Origin of the sequence: Glutamicibacter nicotianae, assembly GCF_016907615.1 — a bacterium.
Lineage (GTDB): Bacteria > Actinomycetota > Actinomycetes > Actinomycetales > Micrococcaceae > Glutamicibacter > Glutamicibacter nicotianae.
In genome coordinates, this window is record NZ_JAFBCH010000001.1 from 2,207,204 (window position 1) to 2,230,050 (window position 22,847).

Annotated in this window: 21 protein-coding genes; 13 read left to right on the forward strand and 8 right to left on the reverse strand. The window is 58.5% G+C overall.

Annotated elements, in window-relative coordinates; all coding sequences use genetic code 11:
* The first annotated feature begins 140 nt into the window (after positions 1–140).
* The gene (locus JOE62_RS10545; RefSeq protein ID WP_204722318.1) at positions 141–1,358 is read left to right on the forward strand and encodes an MFS transporter; all 1,218 of its coding nucleotides are present in this window, start codon (positions 141–143) and stop codon (positions 1,356–1,358) included.
* On the opposite strand, the gene JOE62_RS10550 is transcribed toward JOE62_RS10545, so the two are convergent.
* Positions 1,355–1,801 (reverse strand): Lrp/AsnC family transcriptional regulator, encoded by a 447-nt coding sequence (locus JOE62_RS10550; protein ID WP_204722319.1) that lies wholly within the window; start codon positions 1,799–1,801, stop codon positions 1,355–1,357. The genes JOE62_RS10545 and JOE62_RS10550 overlap by 4 nt on opposite strands.
* Positions 1,802–1,957: 156 nt before the next feature.
* Here JOE62_RS10550 and JOE62_RS10555 point away from each other — a divergent pair, with 156 nt between their 5' ends.
* The 6 genes from JOE62_RS10555 (at position 1,958) to JOE62_RS10580 (ending at position 7,366) form a co-directional block, all read left to right on the forward strand.
* Positions 1,958–2,674, forward strand: a complete 717-nt coding sequence (locus JOE62_RS10555) for a LysE family translocator (RefSeq protein WP_204722320.1) — start codon at positions 1,958–1,960, stop codon at positions 2,672–2,674.
* A 149-nt stretch (positions 2,675–2,823) separates the two neighbouring features.
* Entirely contained in the window at positions 2,824–3,513 is a 690-nt protein-coding gene (locus JOE62_RS10560) for an ATP-binding cassette domain-containing protein (RefSeq protein ID WP_204722321.1), read from the forward strand.
* Entirely contained in the window at positions 3,510–4,115 is a 606-nt protein-coding gene (locus tag JOE62_RS10565; RefSeq protein ID WP_204722322.1) for an energy-coupling factor transporter transmembrane component T family protein, read from the forward strand. The genes JOE62_RS10560 and JOE62_RS10565 overlap by 4 nt, the downstream gene beginning before the upstream one ends.
* Positions 4,116–4,159: 44 nt before the next feature.
* Positions 4,160–4,741: a biotin transporter BioY gene (locus tag JOE62_RS10570; RefSeq protein ID WP_204722323.1), complete on the forward strand. Its 582-nt coding sequence runs from the start codon at positions 4,160–4,162 to the stop codon at positions 4,739–4,741.
* A 4-nt stretch (positions 4,742–4,745) separates the two neighbouring features.
* Entirely contained in the window at positions 4,746–6,188 is a 1,443-nt protein-coding gene (locus tag JOE62_RS10575) for an AMP-binding protein (RefSeq protein WP_204722324.1), read from the forward strand.
* Positions 6,185–7,366 carry a thiolase family protein gene (locus JOE62_RS10580; RefSeq protein ID WP_204722325.1) on the forward strand — a complete coding sequence of 394 codons (1,182 nt, stop codon included), beginning with the start codon at positions 6,185–6,187 and terminating at the stop codon, positions 7,364–7,366. The genes JOE62_RS10575 and JOE62_RS10580 overlap by 4 nt, the downstream gene beginning before the upstream one ends.
* 1 nt (position 7,367) lies before the next feature.
* Here JOE62_RS10580 and JOE62_RS10585 read toward each other — a convergent pair whose 3' ends face one another.
* The 6 genes from JOE62_RS10585 to JOE62_RS10610 form a co-directional block, all read right to left on the reverse strand.
* A complete protein-coding gene (locus JOE62_RS10585; protein ID WP_204722326.1) occupies positions 7,368–7,712 on the reverse strand; it encodes a metal-sulfur cluster assembly factor in 345 nt (114 codons plus the stop codon).
* A 182-nt stretch (positions 7,713–7,894) separates the two neighbouring features.
* On the reverse strand, positions 7,895–8,239 hold the full coding sequence (locus JOE62_RS10590) for a metal-sulfur cluster assembly factor (RefSeq protein ID WP_204722327.1): 345 nt from the start codon (positions 8,237–8,239) through the stop codon (positions 7,895–7,897).
* Between the two features lie 10 nt (positions 8,240–8,249).
* Positions 8,250–9,008 (reverse strand): Fe-S cluster assembly ATPase SufC, encoded by a 759-nt coding sequence (gene sufC / locus JOE62_RS10595; protein WP_038990788.1) that lies wholly within the window; start codon positions 9,006–9,008, stop codon positions 8,250–8,252.
* 61 nt (positions 9,009–9,069) lie between these two features.
* The gene (gene sufD, locus JOE62_RS10600; RefSeq protein ID WP_204722328.1) at positions 9,070–10,350 is read right to left on the reverse strand and encodes a Fe-S cluster assembly protein SufD; all 1,281 of its coding nucleotides are present in this window, start codon (positions 10,348–10,350) and stop codon (positions 9,070–9,072) included.
* 2 nt (positions 10,351–10,352) lie between these two features.
* On the reverse strand, positions 10,353–11,813 hold the full coding sequence (gene sufB, locus JOE62_RS10605; RefSeq protein WP_038990787.1) for a Fe-S cluster assembly protein SufB: 1,461 nt from the start codon (positions 11,811–11,813) through the stop codon (positions 10,353–10,355).
* Positions 11,810–12,595, reverse strand: a complete 786-nt coding sequence (locus JOE62_RS10610) for a helix-turn-helix domain-containing protein (RefSeq protein WP_204722329.1) — start codon at positions 12,593–12,595, stop codon at positions 11,810–11,812. Before JOE62_RS10610 ends, sufB begins: the two co-directional genes overlap by 4 nt.
* Before the next feature lie 190 nt (positions 12,596–12,785).
* On the opposite strand from JOE62_RS10610, the gene JOE62_RS10615 reads away from it, so the two are divergent.
* From JOE62_RS10615 to JOE62_RS10625, 3 genes are all read left to right on the forward strand, one after another.
* Positions 12,786–13,739 carry an ATP-binding cassette domain-containing protein gene (locus JOE62_RS10615; RefSeq protein ID WP_204722330.1) on the forward strand — a complete coding sequence of 318 codons (954 nt, stop codon included), beginning with the start codon at positions 12,786–12,788 and terminating at the stop codon, positions 13,737–13,739.
* Positions 13,736–14,500, forward strand: coding sequence for an ABC transporter permease (locus JOE62_RS10620; RefSeq protein ID WP_204722331.1), 765 nt, complete (start codon positions 13,736–13,738; stop codon positions 14,498–14,500). Before JOE62_RS10615 ends, JOE62_RS10620 begins: the two co-directional genes overlap by 4 nt.
* Positions 14,501–14,593: 93 nt before the next feature.
* On the forward strand, positions 14,594–15,469 hold the full coding sequence (locus tag JOE62_RS10625) for a COX15/CtaA family protein (protein ID WP_255314483.1): 876 nt from the start codon (positions 14,594–14,596) through the stop codon (positions 15,467–15,469).
* An 811-nt stretch (positions 15,470–16,280) separates the two neighbouring features.
* Here JOE62_RS10625 and JOE62_RS10630 read toward each other — a convergent pair.
* Positions 16,281–17,228 carry a heme o synthase gene (locus JOE62_RS10630; protein WP_052253674.1) on the reverse strand — a complete coding sequence of 316 codons (948 nt, stop codon included), beginning with the start codon at positions 17,226–17,228 and terminating at the stop codon, positions 16,281–16,283.
* An 804-nt stretch (positions 17,229–18,032) separates the two neighbouring features.
* On the opposite strand from JOE62_RS10630, the gene tkt reads away from it, so the two are divergent.
* The 3 genes from tkt to JOE62_RS10645 are packed head-to-tail and all read left to right on the forward strand — an operon-like array spanning position 18,033 to position 22,844.
* A complete protein-coding gene (tkt, locus tag JOE62_RS10635) occupies positions 18,033–20,147 on the forward strand; it encodes a transketolase (protein ID WP_204722332.1) in 2,115 nt (704 codons plus the stop codon).
* Positions 20,148–20,165: 18 nt separating this feature from the next.
* Positions 20,166–21,269 (forward strand): transaldolase, encoded by a 1,104-nt coding sequence (gene tal, locus JOE62_RS10640; protein ID WP_204722333.1) that lies wholly within the window; start codon positions 20,166–20,168, stop codon positions 21,267–21,269.
* Entirely contained in the window at positions 21,270–22,844 is a 1,575-nt protein-coding gene (locus JOE62_RS10645; protein WP_204722334.1) for a phosphoglucose isomerase-related protein, read from the forward strand.
* The last annotated feature ends 3 nt before the right edge of the window (positions 22,845–22,847 follow it).

Below are 22,847 nucleotides of genomic sequence, written 5' to 3' on the forward strand. Positions count from 1 at the left end.
TGGCCCTCGATTCTGTGAATCTCATGACCACCAGCGGTGCAACGGCGCATAATCAAACGGAATCCGGACTGGACAGTAACTTATCCCTCTATTTTGAGATAAACTCTAGGAATTGTAGAAATCGAAAGGGATAGTCTCTGATGGTCCAACTGGTCGCCCACCTCGCGCGACAGCGAATCACGGAACGTACCAGCATCAACCTAATATTCCTTCTTGCAGGATTATCTTTTGCGACTTGGGCGGGCCGCCTATCGATCATCGATACCGTTTTCGACTTCTCTGGCCTAAGCCTTGGGTCGTTCTTGATCTGCAGCACCGTCGGCACGCTGCTCGGCATCTCTCTGATTCCAACTATCAGTAAATTTGTACCTACGCGACGATTATTGTGCTGCCTACCCATTGGACTCGCAGCATGCCTAGTCATACTCGGCATAGCTATCTCCATAACGGCCAACGCCTCGCTTGCCTACATTGCCCTCTTCTTATACGGGCTCACATTTGGCTGCCTGGATATCATGATGAATGTCAGCGGAGCCCAAGTAGAGCGACGAGTGGGGCGTAGCATCATGCCTTCGCTTCACGGCTTCTTCAGCTTGGGAACACTACTCGGTGCCGGTCTGGCAACTGCAACCATCTCGATGCATATTCCTAGCATCTGGCACTTTTCCCTAGTATCAGGACTCATTGCCATTCTCGCCTACATTGCCCATAAGGGCGTCACCTGCTGGGAAAACGAGAACTTCGTTCCCAGCAACCAAGATGCCCGCCAAGGTCCGGCGCAGGCCACCAAGAAGAACTGGTTATTGCTATTACTGGGTGTAATGGTTGCCGGACTGAGCTTCACAGAAGGTGCGGCCAATGATTGGATCGCCGTAACTTCAGTCGACGGACACGGCTTCGAACATCGAATCGGTGCGCTCATGTTCACCCTGTTCGTCGCCGCAATGACGCTGGGACGCTTTGTCGGCGGTCGACTAGTGGACCAGTTCGGTACGAAGAACACTCTCCTGATCATGGGACTTATCGGCCTGCTCGGTGTTGCCCTATTCATCACCGGAGCAAATCCGTACCTCGTTGGCCTCGGCTCAATGATGTGGGGCTTGGGCAGTTCACTCGGATTCCCCCTTGGTATGAGCATTGCCGCATCGCGCGGCGAACGGCTTGGCCCCAAGGCCGTGAGCATCGTGAGCGCTTTTGGGTATGGCGCGATGCTCGGTGGGCCGCCTTTTATCGGCTTCGTCGTCGATACGCTGAAGCTGCCTCAGGCACTATGGATCTGCGCGATTGTGCTCATTACTTCTCTGCTGTTGACGCCTGCGGTAACTCGCATTGGCAAGCCGGCGGACAAGAACTCCTAAACCGGCAGCATGGCTCGCTCCTTGATATTCCGCATGACGATGGTGCTTGTCAGCTTTTCCACCCCAGGCAATTCCACAAGCACCTCGTCGTATACCCGCTGGTAATGCGACAGGTCAGTGGCGAAGACACGTAGCAAGAAATCTGGTTCGCCGAAAAGGCGTTGAGCATCAACTATTAGCTCCTCACGCTCTACGGCTGATTCAAAGTGCTTCAGCTGCGCTCGGTCTTTCAAGGTGACGAAAACCAGAGCTTCGAACCCCAGACCTATGAGCTCGGGGTCAATTACCGCCTGGTATCCGCTGATCACCCCCTTGCGTTCAAGTTCTCTGATCCGTCGATGGCAGGGAGCCACAGATAGTCCGACTTTCGCCGCTACGGCAGTCGCGCTCATGCGCCCGTCGTTCTGCAGTTCGGCCAAAATCGCTCGATCTAAATCATCCATGAATTCAGATTACTGCACAAATAATTTGCGCAGAACTCATTCAGGTACTATTTTTCTTGCTTTCCGGACGGATATCCCCGGAAATTCAGCAAGCACATTTCACAAATTTTTGCCTAAGGTTGCCACATCACTGAATTATGGATTTTTGGAGAAGCATTGGACCTCGCACAGTTCGCCGGATTCCTCCTGGTATCAGTTACCTTGGCCTGCACGCCCGGCGCAGACTGGGCATACATCATTTCCTCGGCACTTGGTAAAGCGGGCTTTCGCCCAGCCGTATGGGGATTACTCGCAGGCTACTTGGTTCATACAGCCCTCTTGGTGTGTGGAATTGCTGCCTTGGTAGCGAGTTCCCCATCCATTCTCTTGTGGCTGACCGCGGCCGGATCGCTCTATTTGCTGTGGCTGGGAGTCGCGACTCTCCGTTCCTGCAAGACCGCGAAATTCTTTAATCCTGATGCGGCTTCACTCCCAGAACCTGAAGCGCTGAACGGAAATTCTTCTCAATCCGTGCCTCAACCGTCCAAGGGGTCTGTGGCCCTGCTCGATAAAGTTGAACAACGGTCACCTCGCAGCCAATTCATTAAAGGCCTGCTCACCAGTGGCACCAATCCCAAGGCCCTATTGCTGTATGTGGCCCTCATACCCCAGTACTTGGATTCGTCCCAGCCGATTCCGCTGTCCTTGCAAACTGGCCTGCTTGGACTGACGCATTTCTCGGTTTCAATCCCCGTCTACTTCCTCGTCGCGTTGGCCGCGAGCGCACTGCTCCGCTCACGGCCGATGGCGGCCCGCGTGGTAACACTGTGTTCCGGAATCATCATGATCCTCCTTTCCGCAGGCCTGATCTACGAGCAATTCTTCGTCGCATAGAAAATATATTGAACACTGATCAAGACAATTGAACGGTGATCAAGTATGCTCGTTATCGATGGCACTACGGTCATCGATAACGCAAGCGTGAACTACTGCCCATTCAACGAATCAGATGTTCAAGCTATGATCCTCGCGCTGGAGCATTCGTGGAACTACCACCAATACGATTCGAAAACGTCACGGTCAGCTTTGAAGAGCGCGACGTGCTCAAAGATGTCAGCCTTACGCTCAACGAGCAACGCATCGGAATTATCGGGGCAAACGGCGCTGGAAAGAGTACGCTGTCGCGGCTCATCAATGGACTTGTACTGCCTACGCAAGGAGCTGTGTATGTTGGCGAACGGGATACGCAAAAGCATGCAAAGCAAATACGTCGCGATGTGGGTTTCGTCTTTCAGAATCCGGCAAATCAAATCATCATGCCTCTGGTTTCAGAGGACATCGCATTCGGCCTGAAGAATCTGCAGCTTCCAAAAGCCGAAAGACAGAAGCGTGTACACGAGACTCTGTCAGAGCTGAACATCTCTCATCTTGCGGACCGTGAAAGCCACACGCTTTCGGGCGGTGAGCAGCAAATGGTTGCGCTCGCTTCCGTCTTGGCCATGCAGCCTCGAACCATTGTGTTCGATGAACCCACCACGATGCTGGATCTGCGCAACCGCCTTGCCTTCCAACGTGAGATCGCGAAATTGGAGCAACGCGCGATAGTGGTGACGCACGATTTGGAAATCCTCGAGGATTTCGACAGAGTCCTCGTTGTCACGGATGGCCGAATCGCATTCGATGGTCGACCTGATGAAGCGATCGCGAATTACCGCCAATGGAGCCACGCATGATCGCTTCCAAAAATTCTTCGTACCTAGCTCGCATAAAACCCGGATGGAAATTCGGAGCCCTATTGGTACTGAGCATCAGCCTTTATTTGATTGACTCGTGGCAACTCTTGTTGCTGTCATTCATACTGAGCATTGTCCTGCTGTTGTCGGCCAAGGTTGGGTTCAAGCAACTGCGCATGCCACTGATGTCGTTGGCCATGATCCTCAGCGTGGTGTTTGTTCTCCTGGGATTGCAAACCGATTGGGGCAATGCCATAGTTTCGGTTCTGCGGCTCCTGACCATGTGCTTGTTTGCGTATTCTGTCAGCCTCACCACAAGCTTCGACGCCATGCTGGAACTGTTCCAGCAGGTTGCATCTCCCCTACGTTTCATCGGGGCGAATCCTGCGCAAATCGCCTTGGGTTTATCCATGACTATTCGCTTCATTCCGGAATTGAAAAAGGTATATCTGGAAGTTCGCGAGGCACAGCATGCTCGTGGCCTGGGCAACAACCCGTTGGCCGTGAGCGTTCCGCTAGTGATCAGGTCACTAAAAATCGCAGACGAAACAGCTGAGGCGCTCGACGCCCGCGGCTACGATTCAGCTCCAAATCAACGCTAGTCCCATGTTTCCTTCACCCCCACTCGCACTGACAAGGAATTGTTATGCCAACGAAAACTGACTCACCATCGCAGACGCGCAACACTGTCTATGTAGCGGTCTTTGCCGCAATGATCGCTGCTATGGGGCTCCTCCCGCCCATAACCCTGGGAATCATCCCTGTGCCGATTACCCTGCAAACTCTCGGTGTCATGCTGGCCGGTGCGTTGCTTGGGCCGTGGCGCGGAGCATTGGCCTCACTTGTGGTGGTTGTCCTGTCATTGGCAGGATTGCCCCTGTTATCTGGTGGGCGCGGAGGGCTCGGTGTCCTCTTCGGGCCGACCGGAGGTTACCTCGTTGGATGGATTTTCGGCGCCCTCGTTATCGGAGCACTCTTCAAATACTGGGTCCTGCGCAATGAAAATAACGGTGTCCGATTCGTGACCGGACTGATATCGGTACTCCTCGGGGGCGTCGTTGTCATCTACTTGTTCGGAGTTCCGTGGACCGCGGCTACTACCGGGCTTGGTCTGGGAACTTCGCTGCTGGGCTCGCTCGGCTTCCTGCCAGGGGACGTCTTCAAGGCTGTCGTGACGACATTGGTGGCATTGACCGTGCATCGCAGCTACCGCGGGTTGATGGGCTAGTTCCGTGGAACTGTGGCAGTCGCTGGCGAGGTGGGCCGACCAACAACCGGATCACCTTGCCGTGCTGACTCCTGGAAGACAGTTGACCTACGGGCATCTGAAGAGGAGAAGCAGCGCTATCGCCCGGCAACTGGATTCATTGCCGAGCACTCGCATCGGGGTGAGTACCAGCGACCCGATAGAAATGGCCATCGCCTTCTACGCGATCGCAGCCAGTGGCAAAACGTTGGTTGTGATTGACCCCGCGTGGCCCGAGAACTTGGCAATCACGATGGCATCGAGCCTTCACTGCAACTACGTGATTGCATCTCCCAATTCGACGACATTGCCCGGTATATCGAGCCTCACGGCAATTCCAGAGTCGCCGGCGGACGGCGACTACGTCGCGTCCGCGGAAAACTTATCCAGTTCCCGCGACTTGCTCGTCATATGCACTTCGGGAAGCTCATCGAGGCCCAAACCTGTAGTCCGGACGGTTGGCTCCTGGGAAGAATCCTTGAGTGCAGGTTCCCGAATCCTGGGCGCTTCGCTCGATCAGGCCACGCTCTGCCCAAGTCCAATATCCCATGGCCTGGGACTGTACGCGATGGTCGAATCCGTTCATTCTGGCGGCACATTCTTGGCTACCGGAAAATGGGATCTGAACGGCGTGAGGTCCTTGCTCTCTAAGTCCAGTTGCACCCGCATTGTCAGTGTCCCGACAATTCTCACGAGGCTGCTTGAGCTGGCCAAACCGACCACGCTGTCCAACCTGCAAGTGGTTGTCAGTGGCGGCGAGGCGCTGCACCAGGAAACAGTGCAATTGCTTCACAAGATCGCCCCTCTGGCACGTTGCGTTGAATACTTCGGAAGCAGCGAACACAGCCTCATCGCCTATCGCGAACGCAAACCCGACCAGCCCGCATCACCATATTTCGAAGGCCAGTTGTTTCCAGGAGTTCGGGCACACATCCATCGCAAAGATTCTGCTACCGGTTTCGGCCTGCTCTATATCGATAGCCCTTTCAATGCCAAAGGCTACGATGCCAGCTCGGAAGCGTCCGTTTCCCGATGCGGCAAGTCGATCGGCATCGGAGATCGTGCGATGCTGGCGTCGGGTTCAGCCCGCGTCGTGCTCGCTCGCCGCAACGACGAGATGATGAATCTCAACGGCAACAATATCCACCCCGGTGAAGTCAGCACAGCACTGGAATCCGTCGGACTGCCCAACGCCATCGTGCAACTAGATGAATCGGGTCCTGAACCCCAAATGGTGGCGTACACCGTTTCGCCACCACGCAGTCGGTCCACGCTTATCTCCGGCCTCGGGCAACATTTGTCGCGATACAAGATCCCTCACCGGATTACGTACCTGAGATCGTGGCCGGAAACCTTCAGCGGCAAATTGAATACCGCGGCGTTGAATGACCAGGACTTGGACATCGAACGGAGCGACTGGCTCAGATGAACAAGGCATACATCATTGACGCGGCACGTACCCCGATCGTCAGGGCAGGCAAAGAATTCTCCCGGGTTGGTGCTGATCATCTGCTTGCGCAGGTGATTAATACGCTATTGGAACGAACCGGAATTTCTCCTGCTCAAGTCGACCATGTGTTTGCAGGAAACGCGGCTGGTCCGGGAGGAAATATTGCCCGCGTGTCTGCGTTGGCATCGGTACTGCCGAACACTGTCGGCGCGACTAGCATTGATGCCCAATGCGCTAGTGGATTGGACGCCATTGCAGCCGGTGCCCGAATGATCCGCTGCGGTGAAGCCCATGTTGTTGTGGCAGGCGGGGTGGAGTCCGTGAGTACGGCTCCGTGGCGCGTCGAAAAGCAATCATCCGTTGTCGATCCGCCAAGGCTATACTCGCGTGCGCGATTCACCCCGGCTCCCGATCCAGATCCCGACATGGGCGTTGCCGCGGAAGCCATCGCCAAGTCCAAGGCGATTACCCAGGAACGTCAAGACGAGTTCGCTTTGCGCAGCCATCGACGTGCCCTGCGCGCTCAATCTGCCGGACTCTTCGCGGATGAGCTCGTTTCCATCGGCACGAGTAGCGGACGAATCGCGTCTGACACCTGCCCCAGGTCCGGGCTGACACTCCGAAAGCTCGCAGCGCTCAAGCCCGCCTTCGTACCCGGTGGCACGGTCACGGCGGGAAACTCCTGCCCGATCAATGACGGGGCGGCCGCGGTGATCTTGGTCAGCGGACAAATGCGCCGGGCGCTGAAAGCGAACTTTGCACTGCGATATCTGGCCTCAGCGCACGGTGCCTGCGATCCCGAGATTCTTGGAATGGCGGCAGTGCCGGCTTACCGAAAGCTGATCAGTCTCTTGCCGTCTGCCACCGCATCCGGCACTCCCCTCATTGAATTCAATGAAGCCTTTGCCGTTCAGGCGCTCGCATGCCTCGATGAATTGGGAATTCCAGAGCAAAACGTGAATCTCAATGGCGGAGCCTTGGCCTTGGGCCATCCATACGGTGCGAGCGGCGCAATTCTGACGACACGCTTGTTTTGGCAGTCGCAGCAGGCCCAAATGGATGGCCAGCGGGCCATCGCCCTCATGGCTGCTGCCGGTGGCACCGGAAGCGCCCTTGCAGTCGAGTCAACCCTCCATCTGGATTCGAATGACTGTTGAGTTAGATATTGAACCCTAGCGCTCTCAGCTGATCCCGACCATCATCGGTAATACACTCCGGACCCCACGGCGGCATCCAAACCCAAGTCAGATTATGATTATCGACGAGATATTTCAGTGTTTCATCGATCTGCGCTTCAAGAATATCGGTCAGCGAGCACGCAGGAGTTGTCAATGTCAGGTCAATTTCCAGAACAGAGTCGTCGCCAAAACGCAGTCCGTAGAGCAGGCCCAAATCAACGATATTGACTCCCAGCTCGGGGTCAATCACGTCCTTGAGCGCCTCTTCAATTTCTCCTAGCGGTCGTCCTGCGTAGGTACTTGCATCTGTTGCTGTTCCAGTCATACCGAACACTTAATTTCCCCAAAGGTACTCCTAATTTAATTAAACGCAACTTTACGCACGTTTTTCTGATTTTTCGACCCATTCAGCAGGATGCTCAGGGCACATACAGGAGAGGCTCAGCATTAACGAACAAAACCGCGTAACCTTTCGGTGATACGCGGTTCTGTTCTTTTCAGCCGTGATTAGATGTTGAAGCCCAGGGCTCGCATCTGATCTCGACCGTCATCGGTGATTCGTTCTGGACCCCAAGGCGGCATCCAGACCCAGTTCAGACGGTGATCGTCTACAACGCTCTCCAGCGCCTTGGCAACCTGCTCTTCGATGATATCGGTGAGCGGGCAGGCGGCGGTGGTCAACGTGAGGTCCAGCAAAAGCACACCGTCGTCAGCGTACTTCAGGCCATACAGCAAACCCAGGTCGACAATGTTGACACCCAATTCCGGGTCAATGACGTCCTTGAGCGCTTCCTCAACGTCTTCCAGAGGAGTCGTAGCGGCTCCCGTGCTCTGTTCGGTCGCTTCGCTCATGACTGTACCCTTAGGCCTTGACGTTCAGGTAACGGTCGTAGCCTTCTTCTTCCAGACGGTCAGCCAGCTCTGGGCCGCCCTCTTCGGCTACCTTGCCGTCAACGAACACGTGCACGAACTCTGGCTTGATGTAGCGCAGAATGCGGGTGTAGTGGGTGATCAGCAGGGTGCCCATCTCGTTCTCGGCCTGCGCGCGGTTGACGCCCTCGGAGACAACCTTCAGAGCGTCGACATCCAGGCCTGAGTCGGTCTCGTCCAGCACTGCGAACTTTGGCTTGAACAGTTCCAGCTGCAGGATTTCGACACGCTTCTTCTCACCACCGGAGAAGCCTTCGTTCACGTTGCGCTGCGCGAAGTCGGCATCGATCTTCAGCTTGGTCATCGCTTCCTTGACGTCCTTGGTCCAGGTACGCAGCTTAGGAGCTTCGCCGTCGATTGCGGTTTTTGCGGTACGCAGGAAGTTGGTCATGGTTACGCCTGGCACCTCGACCGGGTACTGCATAGCCAGGAACAGTCCAGCCTTTGCACGCTCGTCAACGCTCATCTCCAGGACATCTTCACCGTCGAGGGTGATGGAGCCGGAGGTGACGTTGTAGCGCGGGTGGCCAGCGATGGTCGATGCCAGGGTCGACTTGCCCGAGCCGTTGGGGCCCATGATTGCGTGGGTTTCGCCGGTCTTGATGGTCAGGGTTACACCCTTGAGAATTTCCTTCTCGCCCTGCTCGGTGTCAATCGAGACGTGCAGGTCCTTGATTTCCAGAGTAGACATACGTCGTTCCGTTTCTTTCTAAAAAGCGCTAAGGCTAAAAAGCTGGTGAAGCAGGCACTAACTAGTTGCTAGTTGCAGCCAATTCTTCTTCGATGGTTTCGGTCAGACGCTCCTGCAGAGCCTCATCGCCAATCTGCTGAACAATTTCGTTCAGGAATCCGCGCACTACCAGGCGGCGAGCGGTCTTTTCATCGATACCGCGAGCCATCAGGTAGAAGAGGTGCTCGTCGTCGAAGCGGCCGGTGGTCGATGCGTGGCCAGCACCATCGATCAAGCCGGTTTCGATTTCCAGGTTTGGAACCGAATCGGCGCGGGCGCCATCGGTCAGAACCAGGTTGCGGTTTGCTTCGTAGGAGTCGGTGCCGACAGCAGCCTTCTGGATCAGCACATCGCCAACCCAGACGGTGTGCGCGTCCTTGCCCTGCAATGCACCCTTGTACAACACGTTCGACTTGCAGTTGGCCACAGCGTGGTCCACGAACAGGCGGTGCTCCAGGTGCTGGCCGGCATCAGCGAAGTACAGGCCATACAGCTCGATCTCAGCGCGTTCGCCGGTGAAGCGGGCCGATGGGTTCACACGAACCAGATCGCCACCGAAGGACACGGCGATGTGCTTGAAGGAAGCGCCAGCTGCAACCAGTGCCTGCTGCGAGGACGCGTGGACTGCGTCATCTTCCCAAGCCTGCAGCGAGATCACGGTCAGGCGTGCGTTGGCCTGGACGTCGAACTCAACGTTCTGGGCCAGCACTGCCGAACCTACGTGATCCAGCACGACAGTAGCTTCGGAGTTCTCCTCGGCGACAACGATCACGTGCTGAGCCGTTGCTGACAGCGACTCGCCGGTGATGCGCAGAGTTGCCTTGGCACCCTCGGCATTCTTCGGGATGGTAACCACGTGGGTCTCGGAAGCGTACTTCCAGGCGTTTGCCGACACGCGGTCATCCGGGGTGTGCGCAACGCCGTTCAGGGCATCGTCAGCTGCAACAACCGACAGCTTGGCGATGTCGTTGCCGGTCAGCTCGATCTTCGGAGCTGCGCCGGTGAGCTCATCGGTATGCAGGCCCTTGAGGCGCTTGAGCGGGGTGAAGCGCCAGTCCTCTTCACGGCCGGTCAGCTTGGCGAAATCATCAACGTTGGTGCTGGTCAGTCGACCAGCACGCGACGAATCCGGAACGCCAACGCCGCCGCCATGGCTGTGCGCCTTGGTGGAGGCGCCAGCCAGCGGCGAGCCGCCGTTGTCGTTGATCGGCGAAAGGTCTTCGCCCTCTTCGGTGAAACCAGGAATCGATGGTGCGCCGATGCGCGCCTTCTCTTCTGGGATATGGGTGGTGGTCTCCGACATTCTTAGCCGACCGATCCTTCCATCTGAAGTTCAATAAGGCGGTTCAGTTCCAGCGCGTACTCCATTGGCAGCTCGCGTGCAATTGGCTCGACGAAGCCGCGCACGATCATTGCCATGGCCTCGTCCTCGGCCAGGCCGCGGGACTGCAGGTAGAACAGCTGTTCCTCGGACACGCGCGAAACCGTTGCCTCGTGGCCCATGGTCACGTCGTCCTCGCGGACGTCGATGTATGGGTAGGTATCCGAACGCGAGATCTGGTCAACCAGCAATGCGTCGCAGACCACCGAGTTCTTGGTGCCCTTGGCGCCTTCCTGGACCTGTACCAGGCCGCGGTAGGCCGAACGGCCGCCATTGCGGGCTACCGACTTGGCAACAATTGCCGAGGAGGTGTTCGGTGCAATGTGGACCATCTTGGATCCGGTGTCCTGGTGCTGGCCTTCACCGGCGAAGGCGATGGACAGGGTCTCGCCCTTGGCGTGCTCGCCCACCAGGTAGACAGCCGGGTACTTCATGGTGACCTTTGAGCCGATGTTGCCATCGACCCATTCCATGGTGGCGCCTTCTTCACAGATAGCACGCTTGGTCACCAGGTTGTACACGTTGTTGGACCAGTTCTGGATCGTCGTGTAGCGAACGCGGGCGTTCTTCTTCACGATGATTTCCACAACAGCCGAGTGCAGCGAGTCCGACTGGTAGATCGGCGCGGTGCAACCCTCGATGTAGTGGACGTACGAGCCCTCATCGGCGATGATCAGGGTACGTTCGAACTGGCCCATGTTTTCCGTGTTGATACGGAAGTAAGCCTGCAGCGGGATTTCCACGTGGACGCCCTTCGGGACGTACACGAACGAGCCGCCGGACCATACGGCGGTGTTCAGCGAAGCGAACTTGTTGTCGCCTGCTGGAATGACCGAGCCGAAGTACTCCTGGAAAATCTCCGGGTGTTCCTTCAGACCGGTATCGGTGTCAAGGAAGATGACGCCCTGTGCTTCAAGATCCTCACGCAGCTGGTGGTAGACGACCTCGGACTCGTACTGGGCGGCAACACCGGAAACCAGGCGCTGCTTTTCAGCCTCGGGGATGCCCAGTTTGTCGTAGGTGTTCTTGATGTCTTCTGGAAGATCTTCCCACGAGGTTGCCTGCTTCTCGGTGGAACGCACGAAGTACTTGATGTTGTCGAAATCAATACCCGAGAGGTCTGGACCCCAGGTAGGCATTGGCTTGCGATCGAAGTACTTCAGCGCCTTCTGGCGACGCTCCAGCATCCATTCTGGCTCGGACTTCAGGGCAGAAATATTCGCCACTACGTCCTTGTCAACGCCACGGCGCGCATTTGCACCCGCGTCGTTCTTATCTGACCAGCCGTACTCGTAATTGCCGATTCCGTGGAGTTCGGGGTTCTTCTCCAGAATCTCGGAAATTACACCCGGGTCGGCAGACTCCTGTGCAATCTGATCCGTCATCGCGGCCTCTCCTGCTTCGTGAACTGAATTCGAGTTCTCTTCTCGGCGCGCATTGGCGCCTTTTCACGCCCCACAGGGATGTGGGTCGTGCACACGTGTCCTCCGCCGGCCAGTGTCGACAGTCGTCGAACGTCGACGCCCAGCAAGCGGGCGAACATTTCAGTTTCCATGTCGCAAAACACCGGAAACTCTCGTGCCAAGTCTTGTATCGGGCAGTGCCCCTGGCATAGCTGCACGCTATGCATCAGAGCAGATGCCACTTTGGTATCCACTTTTCGGGTGTATCCGACGAATCCATCGGCACTGAGCAGGTTGCCCAACACTTCGGCTCGTGCTTCCAAACCTTCAACGCCGACCAGTGCTTTGGCGTACCGCTGCTCCATGGATGCGAATCGATTACGCGCAAACTTGCGAATCGCGTCCTCGCCAGCCGCATCCCCGAGCATCTTCAATGCATCGGAAGCGATCTCCAAGTAGTCGTTTCCCAGCTTCGTCTGACCGCGGTGCGAAAGCACGTAGCGGCGAGACGGGCGTCCAGCACCGGTCTTCTGGTTGGCTACCAGTTTTACCTCGACGAGTCCCGATTTCGAGAGCGCGTCCAGGTGGCGGCGGACCGCAGCAGGCGTGAAGCCCAGCTTGTTTCCAAGCTCGGCGGCACTGACCGGTCCGTCCTCTAATACTGCGTATAGGACGCGGTCACGCGTGCGCTCCTCGGTATCCCCAACTGCGCCAACCGTCGCGGCAGCGGAGCCACTAGCTGATTCTGAATTTGATGAATACACAACACAATCATGCGTAAATTTTTACTCTAGGTCTAGTAAGGAAGGACTTACTAAGGGCAAGCTAGCCCGACTAGGGCGTTGCCTGCCTCAAACCTCTTGCACTCCCATTGTCTCGCCCCCTCAAGCGGAACTCGAGGCTTGGTGACCAACCACTCAACTCAGCCAGTTCGACATGTCGTAGAATGTTCTAGTGTCTTCTGTATCCCCCAGCCTCGTCATCAACGAGCTGGCCAAAGATTTAGGTCCAGTCCCCGCCTTGGACAATCGCATGCTGCGAGTCCTGGAGTCGGTGTCCCTAAAAGCTTTTCCCGGTCAGGTCACCACGCTTTTAGGAGCTAACGGAGCCGGCAAGTCCACGACTCTGTCCTGTGCCCAGGGGCTGCTTCAGCCCGAAGGCGGCACAGTCGAACTCCTGGGCCAGAATCCCTTCGGCGACAACCCCGAATTGCGCTCCCGCGTCGGCGTCATGCTCCAGGACGGCGGTTTGCCTCCGTCAATGCGCCCGATTCCGCTCTTGCGGCATGTCGCATCCCTCTATCAGAAGCCCATTGACATTGATACGCTAATCACACGCCTTGATCTCGAGTCATTCGGCACCCGCACGATCCGGCGCCTATCCGGCGGCCAGAAACAGCGCGTCGCATTGGCAGTCGCGTTGGCCGGAGATCCGGAAGTGCTTTTCCTCGATGAGCCAAGCGCCGGATTGGACCCGCAGTCGCGCCAGGTGGTTTTCGACCTCATTGCCGAACTTCGCGATGCTGGCAAGGCCATCATCTTGACGACCCATCTCATGGACGACGCACAACGCCTCAGCGACTATGTCTACATCATCGACAAGGGCAGTACCGTGGCGCAGGGCACCGTTGCAGAGCTGACTGCCCGCGCTGCAGAAGACCAGGACACCCGCCCGGTCTCCTTCTCGGCCCCAGCTGGCCTGCGGCTGCCTGAACCGCCAGCAGGATTGCGTCTGCAAGAAACCGCCTCCGGCCAGTACCGCCTCGACGGGGTCAACTCCCCCGAACACTTGAATTGGCTCACGCAGTGGTGGCTGAAGGAAAGCATCTTGCCAATCGAGCTTAATCTCCAGTCTCGAAGCCTCGAAGACGTTTTCCTCGAAATCGCGATCAAGGAGGAAAAAGCATGAGCCAAGCACTCACGCGCTCCAATGCCGCCTCGCCACTGCGCAGAATCCTGAACCAAGGCAGATACGAATCCATCCAGATGCTCAGCAATGGCGAGCAACTCATTCTCGCTGTTGTCATGCCGCTCATTGCGCTGTTCGTGCTTACCCTCACCGATCTCGTCAATGACGTGGCCGACCGAAGCATTGATGCAGCTGTACCCGGCGTGCTCGCCCTGTGCGTCATTTCAACGGCTTTCACCGGACAGGGAATCGGGACAGGTTTTGACCGCCGCTACGGCGTGCTGACCATGTTCTCAACGACCCCATTGGGAAAAACCGGACTGATTTTCGGCAAAGTCATTGCAGTGCTGTCCGTCTTGTTGATCCAGGTCGTCTTGATCTGCTCAGTCGCGCTGCTGTTCCTGGATTGGCATCCGAACCCCTGGGGAATCCTCCCGGGCATCCTCTTCCTGCTCTTGGGTGTAGCGGCGTTTACCGCGCTGGGCCTGCTCATTGCTGGCACCGTTCGCCCTGAAGCGACGTTGGCCATCACCAACCTTGCCTGGATCCTGCTGGCCGGCGCCGGCGGTGTCCTGTATCCATTGAGCATGGCCCCAGATTGGGCACAGCCGACGCTGAATGCACTGCCTTCGGCAGCGCTGGGCGATGCCTTACGCGATGCCCTCATCCATGGCCAGTTCAGCATCGCTGGACTGATCTTCTTGATCCTTTGGGCAGCAGCCGGCTCCTTTGCAGCCATCAAGCTGTTCAAATGGAGCTAACCACCACTCAATTCCAAGAGGGAGATTTCCTTGACTTCAGTCCAAGCCAAACAGAGCTGGGCCGATAAGTTGCCCACGAAGGTAAACCGCCTCGTGCATGGTCTGGCGATCGCATCCTTGATCTCGCAGATTGGCATTATCGTCACCGGAGGGGCCGTAAGGCTTACCGAGTCGGGACTCGGTTGCTCTCATTGGCCCAACTGCGTCCCCGGCTCGATGACTCCTGTTCCGGAAATGGGTATCCACGGCATCATCGAGTTCGGCAACCGCCTGCTGACCTTCGTCCTGCTGGTTATCGCCGTTGCTTTCCTGGTCTCCATCTGGAAGATGCGCCCGACGCACCGTACCTTGTACAAACTGGCCGTCGGCTTGCTCGCCGGCATCGCACTTCAGGCCCTTGTCGGCGCCATCACCGTATGGACTGGCCTGAATGCCTGGGTTGTGTCGGTGCATTTTCTGATTTCCGGGGCTCTGGTCATCATGGCCACGTTCCAGGTCAACCGTACGGCCAAGGAACTGAAAAGCCGGGAGATTCCGCGGAGCACCAAGTCCATCGGCCAGATTTCATTTGCCGCATGGATCTTCTCGCTGCTCGCTGTCGCGTTCGGAACTGTCGTAACTGGCACCGGACCGCACGCCGGTGATGCCGATGCTCCTCGTCACCTGTTCGATCCACTGTTCGTGACCCGGCTGCACACAGCTCCGGTGTACTTGCTGGTCGCCGCCACCGTTGTTGTTCTCATCCTGGCCTACAAGCAGGGCGGAAACAGCCAGCTTCGCAACGCCATTTGGTGGCTCGTGGCCGCTATCGCGATTCAGGCAGCGATCGGATACATCCAGCACTTCAATGGCCTGCCGGTTGCCCTGGTTCTCTCTCACATGCTCGGCGCCAGCTTGTTGCTCTCAGCTTCTGCCAACGTCTGGGACCGGGCCGCTATCCTTCCGGGATACAGGGTCATCGCTTCATAGCATTCTGCGTAAACGGTTCGGGGGTTGCCCTGCACTCAAAGTGCACGGCAACCCCCGAATCGCTTTAACCAGCTTCTTGTTGTTCCGGGGTCTACGACCCCATCAATCCAGTGAGTCCTATAGGTAGGCAGCTCCGCTCAGCAAACGACCCGCACCCAAGATCTCCGCCATCGAAAGCAAGCTGGTGCCCCTGGCAATTCGAATCAGCTTGCAACTGCATTCTCGCTTCATCAAACCGGCAACCGCACGCCATCCTCGACTTGCTGCTCCCGTCCTTCTTTTTCACAGCGCTCTGCTGCCAAAGCCTCGCCGTCTTCGATAACCTATACCGCTACCCTGACCTTGCCACATTTCTCGCCTGATAGCTTGATGGACTTCAGAGAAATCTCGTGCCTCTGGCGGTGAGTTCATCGAGCGGCGGGTATCCAGCAATCCGCTGTTGATCATTGCCGCAATCAAAGAATACGAGCTCCCGCAACGGAGTTATCCTCCAGGAGATCAAAGGTTTCAGCAAGTTCCGTGCCGCATTCATCACTGTCCGTTTTGGAACCGAGCGCGTAGAGGTCGGCAGCACCCAAGTGAATGGCGGGTAATGACATCTTTGGTGCTGGACAGGCACAACCGGGAGTTGCGTCGCCTAAGCCAGAATTATCAAAGGACCCAGTTTCTGCTCCGGTTGAACGAATGGCCCTGATGCATCCAATACTCTAGAGACCGGCGTGCATAAGCTAAAGAAAAGCGCCTTGCTTGGAATCCAAACGAATTTGGGTTTCAAGCAAGGCGCTTGTGAAGCTTCGTTGCGGAGTTGAACTCAACCGAACAACGGGCTGCCCACGAACGGATCAATGGCCAATGCCAAGAACACGATCGACAAGTAGGTGATGGAGATGTGGAAGACCTTCATGGCCTTGCGGTTGATCTCAGCCGGCTTGTGGTCGTTCTGCGCCTCGCGGTAAAGCACGTGAGACTCGTAGACGAACCACAAACCTGCGCCGCCCGCGATTGCGGTATACACGATGCCGGCGCCGCCCAGTGGAACCAACAGCATCGAGCAAACGACGGTGGCCCAGGCATAGAGCACGACCTGCACCGAAACGCGGCGGGCGTTGGCGATCGCGCCAAGCATTGGCACCGAAGCCGCGTTGTAGTCATCCGCGTACTTCATGGACAGCGGCCAGTAATGGGGCGGTGTCCAGAGGAAGATCACCAGGAAGAGGATGATCGCTGGCCACTCAATTGTGTTGGTCACTGCAGCCCAAGCAATCAGTACAGGCATGCAGCCGGCGATGCCACCCCACACAATATTCTGAGCCGTCCGGCGCTTGAGGATCAAAGTGTAGAACACCACGTAGAGCAGAATGGCCGCCAGGCCCAACGCGGTCGTCAGCGGATTCGTGCCAACCCAGAGAATCACCAAGGATGCGATTGCCAGAGCCCAAGAGAAGACCAAGGCTTCCTTCGGGGTCAGGTCACCAGTCACCAAAGGGCGCCCCTTGGTACGCTTCATCAACTTGTCCATATCGCGATCGATATAGCAGTTGAATGCTCCGGATGCGCCCGCGGCCATAGCTCCACCAACGAGGGTGGAAATCATCAGCCAGACGGAAGGAAAGCCCCGCTCGGCGAAGATCATGGTCGGAAGGGTGCTCACTAGCAGCAACTCGATAACGCGAGGCTTCGTCAACGCCACATACGCGTTGGCCTTGCGCTTCAGAAAGTCGCCGGCAGTTTCATCAGGCTGACGTGATGCGCGTGGCACTGATGCTCCGGCGACACTTTGAGTCTTCAATTAAACGCACTCAGTTCTTCACGGGTACAAGACAGACACATTCATTCTACGCTGGATAGAAATTGATTGAAACTCCCCACGGAGAGGATCACATTCAAAAAAGGTGATTTGGCTCAATTGTTTAAATAGCTGCAATGCCCAAACCGGCTACGCACCAAGCGCCGCACCCGATGGGCGCTCTGATCGATCTCCGGCGTTCCAATCGGCTATCCGGGCTGACCCTTCAATCAAAACTGCGTTTACCTCCAGTTCAGCAGGCGGGGGCCAAGAGCCCCGCCCGTTCACGCACCGGCCACTTGCACAGGCGGCAACCTCTGAGGCAGCGGCCACAGGACCTTGGCCTTTAATAGACGTCAGATATTCTTGGCACCCACAAGATCAGGACAAATTCCACAAGCGGTAAGCAACCTGGAAACAAGATTAATTTTTGTACACCTCTCCAGAACAACGCGTCAGCAACTCCGGGTAGACAGCCATCCGGGACACACCTGCAACGACCTGTACACCATTGCGCAGAATGACTGAGCGCTTGGCTCAGGCCAAGGCATGAAAGGTCACATCGGATCGCGCCCCTGCGCAAACCGAATAATTATGTGTCATCTTGCTAAATCCAGCGCCCGAAGACGCCGTTTCGCGATAGAGTTGACGATGATTGCGCCGTCGCGACCTGCATTCCTCTAACTTAAGCAATATCGGAGGCATGGGGAGGCGACGGCGTATTGCGTGTCAGCGGGAGGCATCTCCCGTCCAAGCCTGAATGGAAGGAACGCCGCTGTGGCGACTGAATCCTTAGTAGAAGAATTCTCACTGACCGAGTTGGATCGTAAGGCCATCGACACCACCCGTGTCCTGGCAGCCGACGCCGTCGAAAAAGTTGGCAATGGCCACCCCGGTACCGCAATGAGCTTGGCTCCGGCCGCCTACTTGATTTTCCAGAAGCACCTGCGCCATGATCCGAAGGATCCTAACTGGATCGGCCGCGACCGCTTCGTACTCTCCCCCGGACACACCTCGCTGACTTTGTACCTGCAGCTGTTCCTCTCCGGCTACGGCTTGGAGATGGAAGACATCGAAGCACTACGTACCTGGGGCGCCAAGACCCCGGGCCACCCTGAGTTCGGCCACACCGCCGGCGTTGAGATTACCACCGGCCCACTGGGCCAGGGCCTGGCCTCCGCCGTTGGCTTCGCCTACTCCCAGCGCCGCATGCGTGGCCTGCTGGATCCTGCCGCCGAAGCCGGCACCAGCCCATTCGACCACACCGTGTACGTCATCGCTTCCGATGGCGACCTGCAGGAGGGCGTCACCTCCGAGGCTTCCTCGTTGGCCGGCCACCAGGAACTGGGCAACCTTGTTGTGATCTACGATGACAACAAGATCTCCATCGAGAACGACACCGACATCGCCTTCACCGAAGACGTGCTGGGCCGCTACGCGTCCTACGGCTGGCACACCCAGCGCGTTGACTGGACCGTCACCGGCGAATACGTCGAGGACATGGCTGCACTGGATGCAGCAATCCGCGCAGCCAAGGCCGAAACCTCGCGCCCATCGATCATCTCGCTGCGCACCATCATCGGCTGGCCTTCGCCAACCAAGCAGAACACCGGCGGCATCCACGGCTCCAAGCTGGGTGCCGAGGAAGTTGCCGGCCTGAAGAAGGTTCTGGGCTTCGACCCGGAGAAGAACTTCCAGATCGAAGATGACGTGCTGGCTCACGCCCGCGAGATCGTCACCCGCGGTGCGCAGCTGCACGCCTCGTGGAACGAGACATTCAACGCCTGGAAATCTGCAAACCCGGAAGAGGCCGCCCTGCTGGAGCGGCTGCAGGCTGGCGAGCTGCCAGAAGGCTGGACCGAGAAGCTTCCTGTCTTCGAGCCTGGTTCCACCATGGCCACCCGCGCCGCGTCGGGCAAGGTCATCAACGCGATCGCCGATGAGCTGCCAGAACTCTGGGGCGGCTCCGCCGACCTGGCCGGTTCGAACAACACCACCATCGAGACCGCGAAGTCCTTCGCTCCCGAGCGCCGCTCCACCGATTCCTGGTCGGCCAGCCCGTACGGCCGTGTGCTGCACTTCGGCATCCGCGAGCACGCCGCCGCGTCGATCGTCAACGGCATCGTGCTCTCCAGCCCGACCCGCGCGTTCTCCGGCACCTTCCTGATCTTCTCCGACTACCAGCGTCCGGCCATCCGCTTGGCCGCACTGATGGGCGTCCCGTCGATCTTCGTATGGACCCACGACTCCATCGGCCTGGGCGAAGACGGCCCGACCCACCAGCCAGTGGAGCAGCTCGCTAGCCTGCGCATCATCCCGAACTTCGATGTGGTCCGCCCAGCGGATGCCAACGAGGTCGCCTACGCATGGCGCGGCATGCTGCAATTGACCGATACCCCATCGGGCATCGTGCTTTCCCGCCAGAACCTGCCAATCTACGACCGCGCGGCCACCGGCTTCCGCGGCGCAGAAGGCACCCTGAAGGGCGGCTACATCCTGGCCGAAGCCGTCCGCGACGGCGCAGAGACCACCCCGGATGTCATCTTGCTGGCTACCGGTTCCGAGGTTGAGCTGGCCGTTGAGGCCCGTGAAGCACTGGCAGCCAAGAACATCGCTGCCCGCGTGGTATCCCTGCCTTCGCTGGAATGGTTCGCCAAGCAGGATGCTGCCTACCGCGAAGAGGTCCTGCCCGCTGCGATCACCGCCCGCGTTTCGGTTGAAGCCGGCGTGGCCCAGGGCTGGCGCGAGCTGGTCGGCGCGCACGGCGAAATCATCTCGCTGGATCACTTCGGCGCTTCCGCCGATTACAAGAAGCTGTACTCGGAATTCGGCATCACCACCGAGGCAGTGATCGCTGCCGCCGAAACCTCCATCAACAACGCTGCCAAGTAAGGAACTGAAGTACATATCATGAGCAACCCGAATACTCAGGCCCTGTCCGACGCGGGCGTCTCCATCTGGCTGGACGATCTTTCGCGCGAGCGGTTGACCAGCGGCTCGCTGGCCAAGCTGATCGAGGAGAAGAACGTCGTCGGCGTCACCACCAACCCTGCGATCTTCGCCGCGTCGCTGTCCAAGGCAGAGGTGTACGGCGAGGCGATCGCCGAGCAGAAGCACCGCTCCGTCGAGGATGCGATCACGGAAATCACCAGCGACGACGTGGCAGCGGCCTGCGACCTGTTCAAGGGCATCTACGAGTCCTCCAACGGCTTCGACGGCCGCGTGTCCATCGAGGTCGACCCCCGCCTGGCGCACGAGACCGCACCGACCATCGCCCAGGCGAAGGCGCTGTACGAGCGCGTGAACCGCGAAAACGTGCTGATCAAGATCCCTGCCACCATCGAGGGCCTGGAAGCCATCACTGAAACCATTGCCGCCGGCATTTCGGTGAACGTGACCCTGATCTTCTCGCTGGAACGCTACCGCGAGGTCATCAACGCCTACCTGCTGGGCCTGGAGAAGGCCCACGCCGCCGGCCTGGACCTGTCCAAGATCCACTCGGTCGCGTCCTTCTTCGTCTCCCGCGTGGACACCGAGATCGACAAGCGCCTGGATGCCATCGGCACCGACGCGGCAGCGGCCGTGCGCGGGCAGGCCGGCGTGGCCAACGCCCGTCTGGCCTACCAGGTCTTCGAGGAGTCCTTCGCTTCGGCCCGCTACGAGGTGCTTAGCGCCGCCGGCGCCAACGTCCAGCGCCCGCTGTGGGCTTCGACCGGCGTAAAGGATCCTGCCTACCCATCGACCCTGTACGTTACCGAACTGGTCGCCCCGCAGACGGTGAACACCATGCCGGAGAAGACTCTGGACGCCACCGCGACCGAAGCCGAGATCCGCGGCAACGCAATCGCCGGCGGCTACGATGCCGCCAACCGCGTGCTGGACAAGCTCGCCGCCCTGGGCATCGACTACAACGAGGTCGTGAACCTGCTTGAGGTCGAGGGCGTGCAGAAGTTCGACGTCGCCTGGAACGAGCTGCTCGAAGACATGGCTGTTGCGCTGAAGGGAGCCAAATAGATGGAACTTGGTCTGGTAACTTCCGGCGAGGCCCTGGCCTCCGTCGACGCGTTGCTTCCGAAGCTGATCGAAGCGAAGATCGGCAGCCGCATCGCCGCCCAGGACCCAACCATTTGGGGTCCTGAGGCAGAAGCTGAATCAGCCATCCGCCTCGGTTGGGTCAGTCCCTTCGAGGCCGCAGGCAAGCTGATCCCGCAGATCCTGGATCTGCGCGACGAGCTGCAAGAAGAGGGCCTGACCCGCATCGTGCTGTGCGGCATGGGCGGCTCGTCCCTGGCTCCTGAAGTCATCGCGGCCCACGACGAGGTTGACCTGGTCATCTGCGACACCACCGACCCGTCGATGGTCAAGCAGATCGTGGAAACCGACCTGGAGCGCACCGTTGTGGTCGTATCTTCCAAGTCCGGCTCCACCGTTGAGACCGACTCCCAGCGCCGGGCATTCACCGCGGCATTCCAGGCAGCCGGCATCGATCCAGCCACCCGCCTCGTGCTGGTGACCGATCCGGGTTCGCCCATGGACAATCCTGAAGGCGTTCGCGCGGTCTTCAACGCCGACCCGAACGTCGGCGGCCGCTACTCGGCACTGACCGCCTTCGGCCTGGTTCCTTCGGGCCTGGCCGGTGCCGACATCGAAGCCCTGGTTGAAGAATCCGGACTGATCAATGACGTCTTGGCTTCGGACGACGAGGACAACCTGGCGCTGCACCTGGGGGCTGCCATGGCCACCGCAGGCCGCGACAAGCTGCTGATCGCCTGCGTCGGCGACGCACTGCCAGGCTTCGGCGATTGGGCTGAGCAGCTCATCGCTGAATCCACCGGCAAGGACGGCAAGGGAGTCCTCCCGGTAGCCGCCCACGTCGACGCGCCAGAGCTGAAGAACCTGCTTGCCGATGTCGTGCCGCTGTTCGTCTATGACGAACTGCCAGAAGAGATCGACGAGGAAACTACCGGAGTGCACTTCAGCGCGCCGCTGGGCACCGCGTTCATGATCTTCGAGTACGCCACCGCGGTAGCCGGCTACCTGCTGGGCATCAGCCCATTCGACCAGCCGGATGTCGAAGCCGCGAAGGTCGCAGCCCGCTCGATGCTGGAGGCCCCGGCCGCCGCCGAGCCGGATGCAGTCGACGGCTCGGTGCAGTTGTTCGGCACCACCGCGAGCACCCTGGATGCCGCGTTGGCCGAGCTGACCGCCAAGCTGCCTGAGGACGGCTACTTCGCCATCCAGGCGTACCTGAACCGCACTGCGGATCAGGAGCTTGCCGCGCTGCGTGATCTGCTGGCTGAAAAGACCGGCCGTCCGGTCACTTTCGGCTGGGGCCCGCGCTTCTTGCACTCCACCGGCCAATACCACAAGGGCGGCCCGGCACAGGGTGTGTTCTTGCAGGTCACCGCGGACCACAAGGAAGACCTTGAGATCCCGGAACGTCCGTACACCTTCGGCGGCCTGATCACCGCCCAGGCGATCGGCGACGGCGCGGTGCTGGCCGACGCCGAGCACAACCGTCCGGTGCTGCGCGTGAACCTCACTGACCGCGCGGCGGGAATCGCTGCCCTGCTAAAGGCAGCGAAGTAAGGC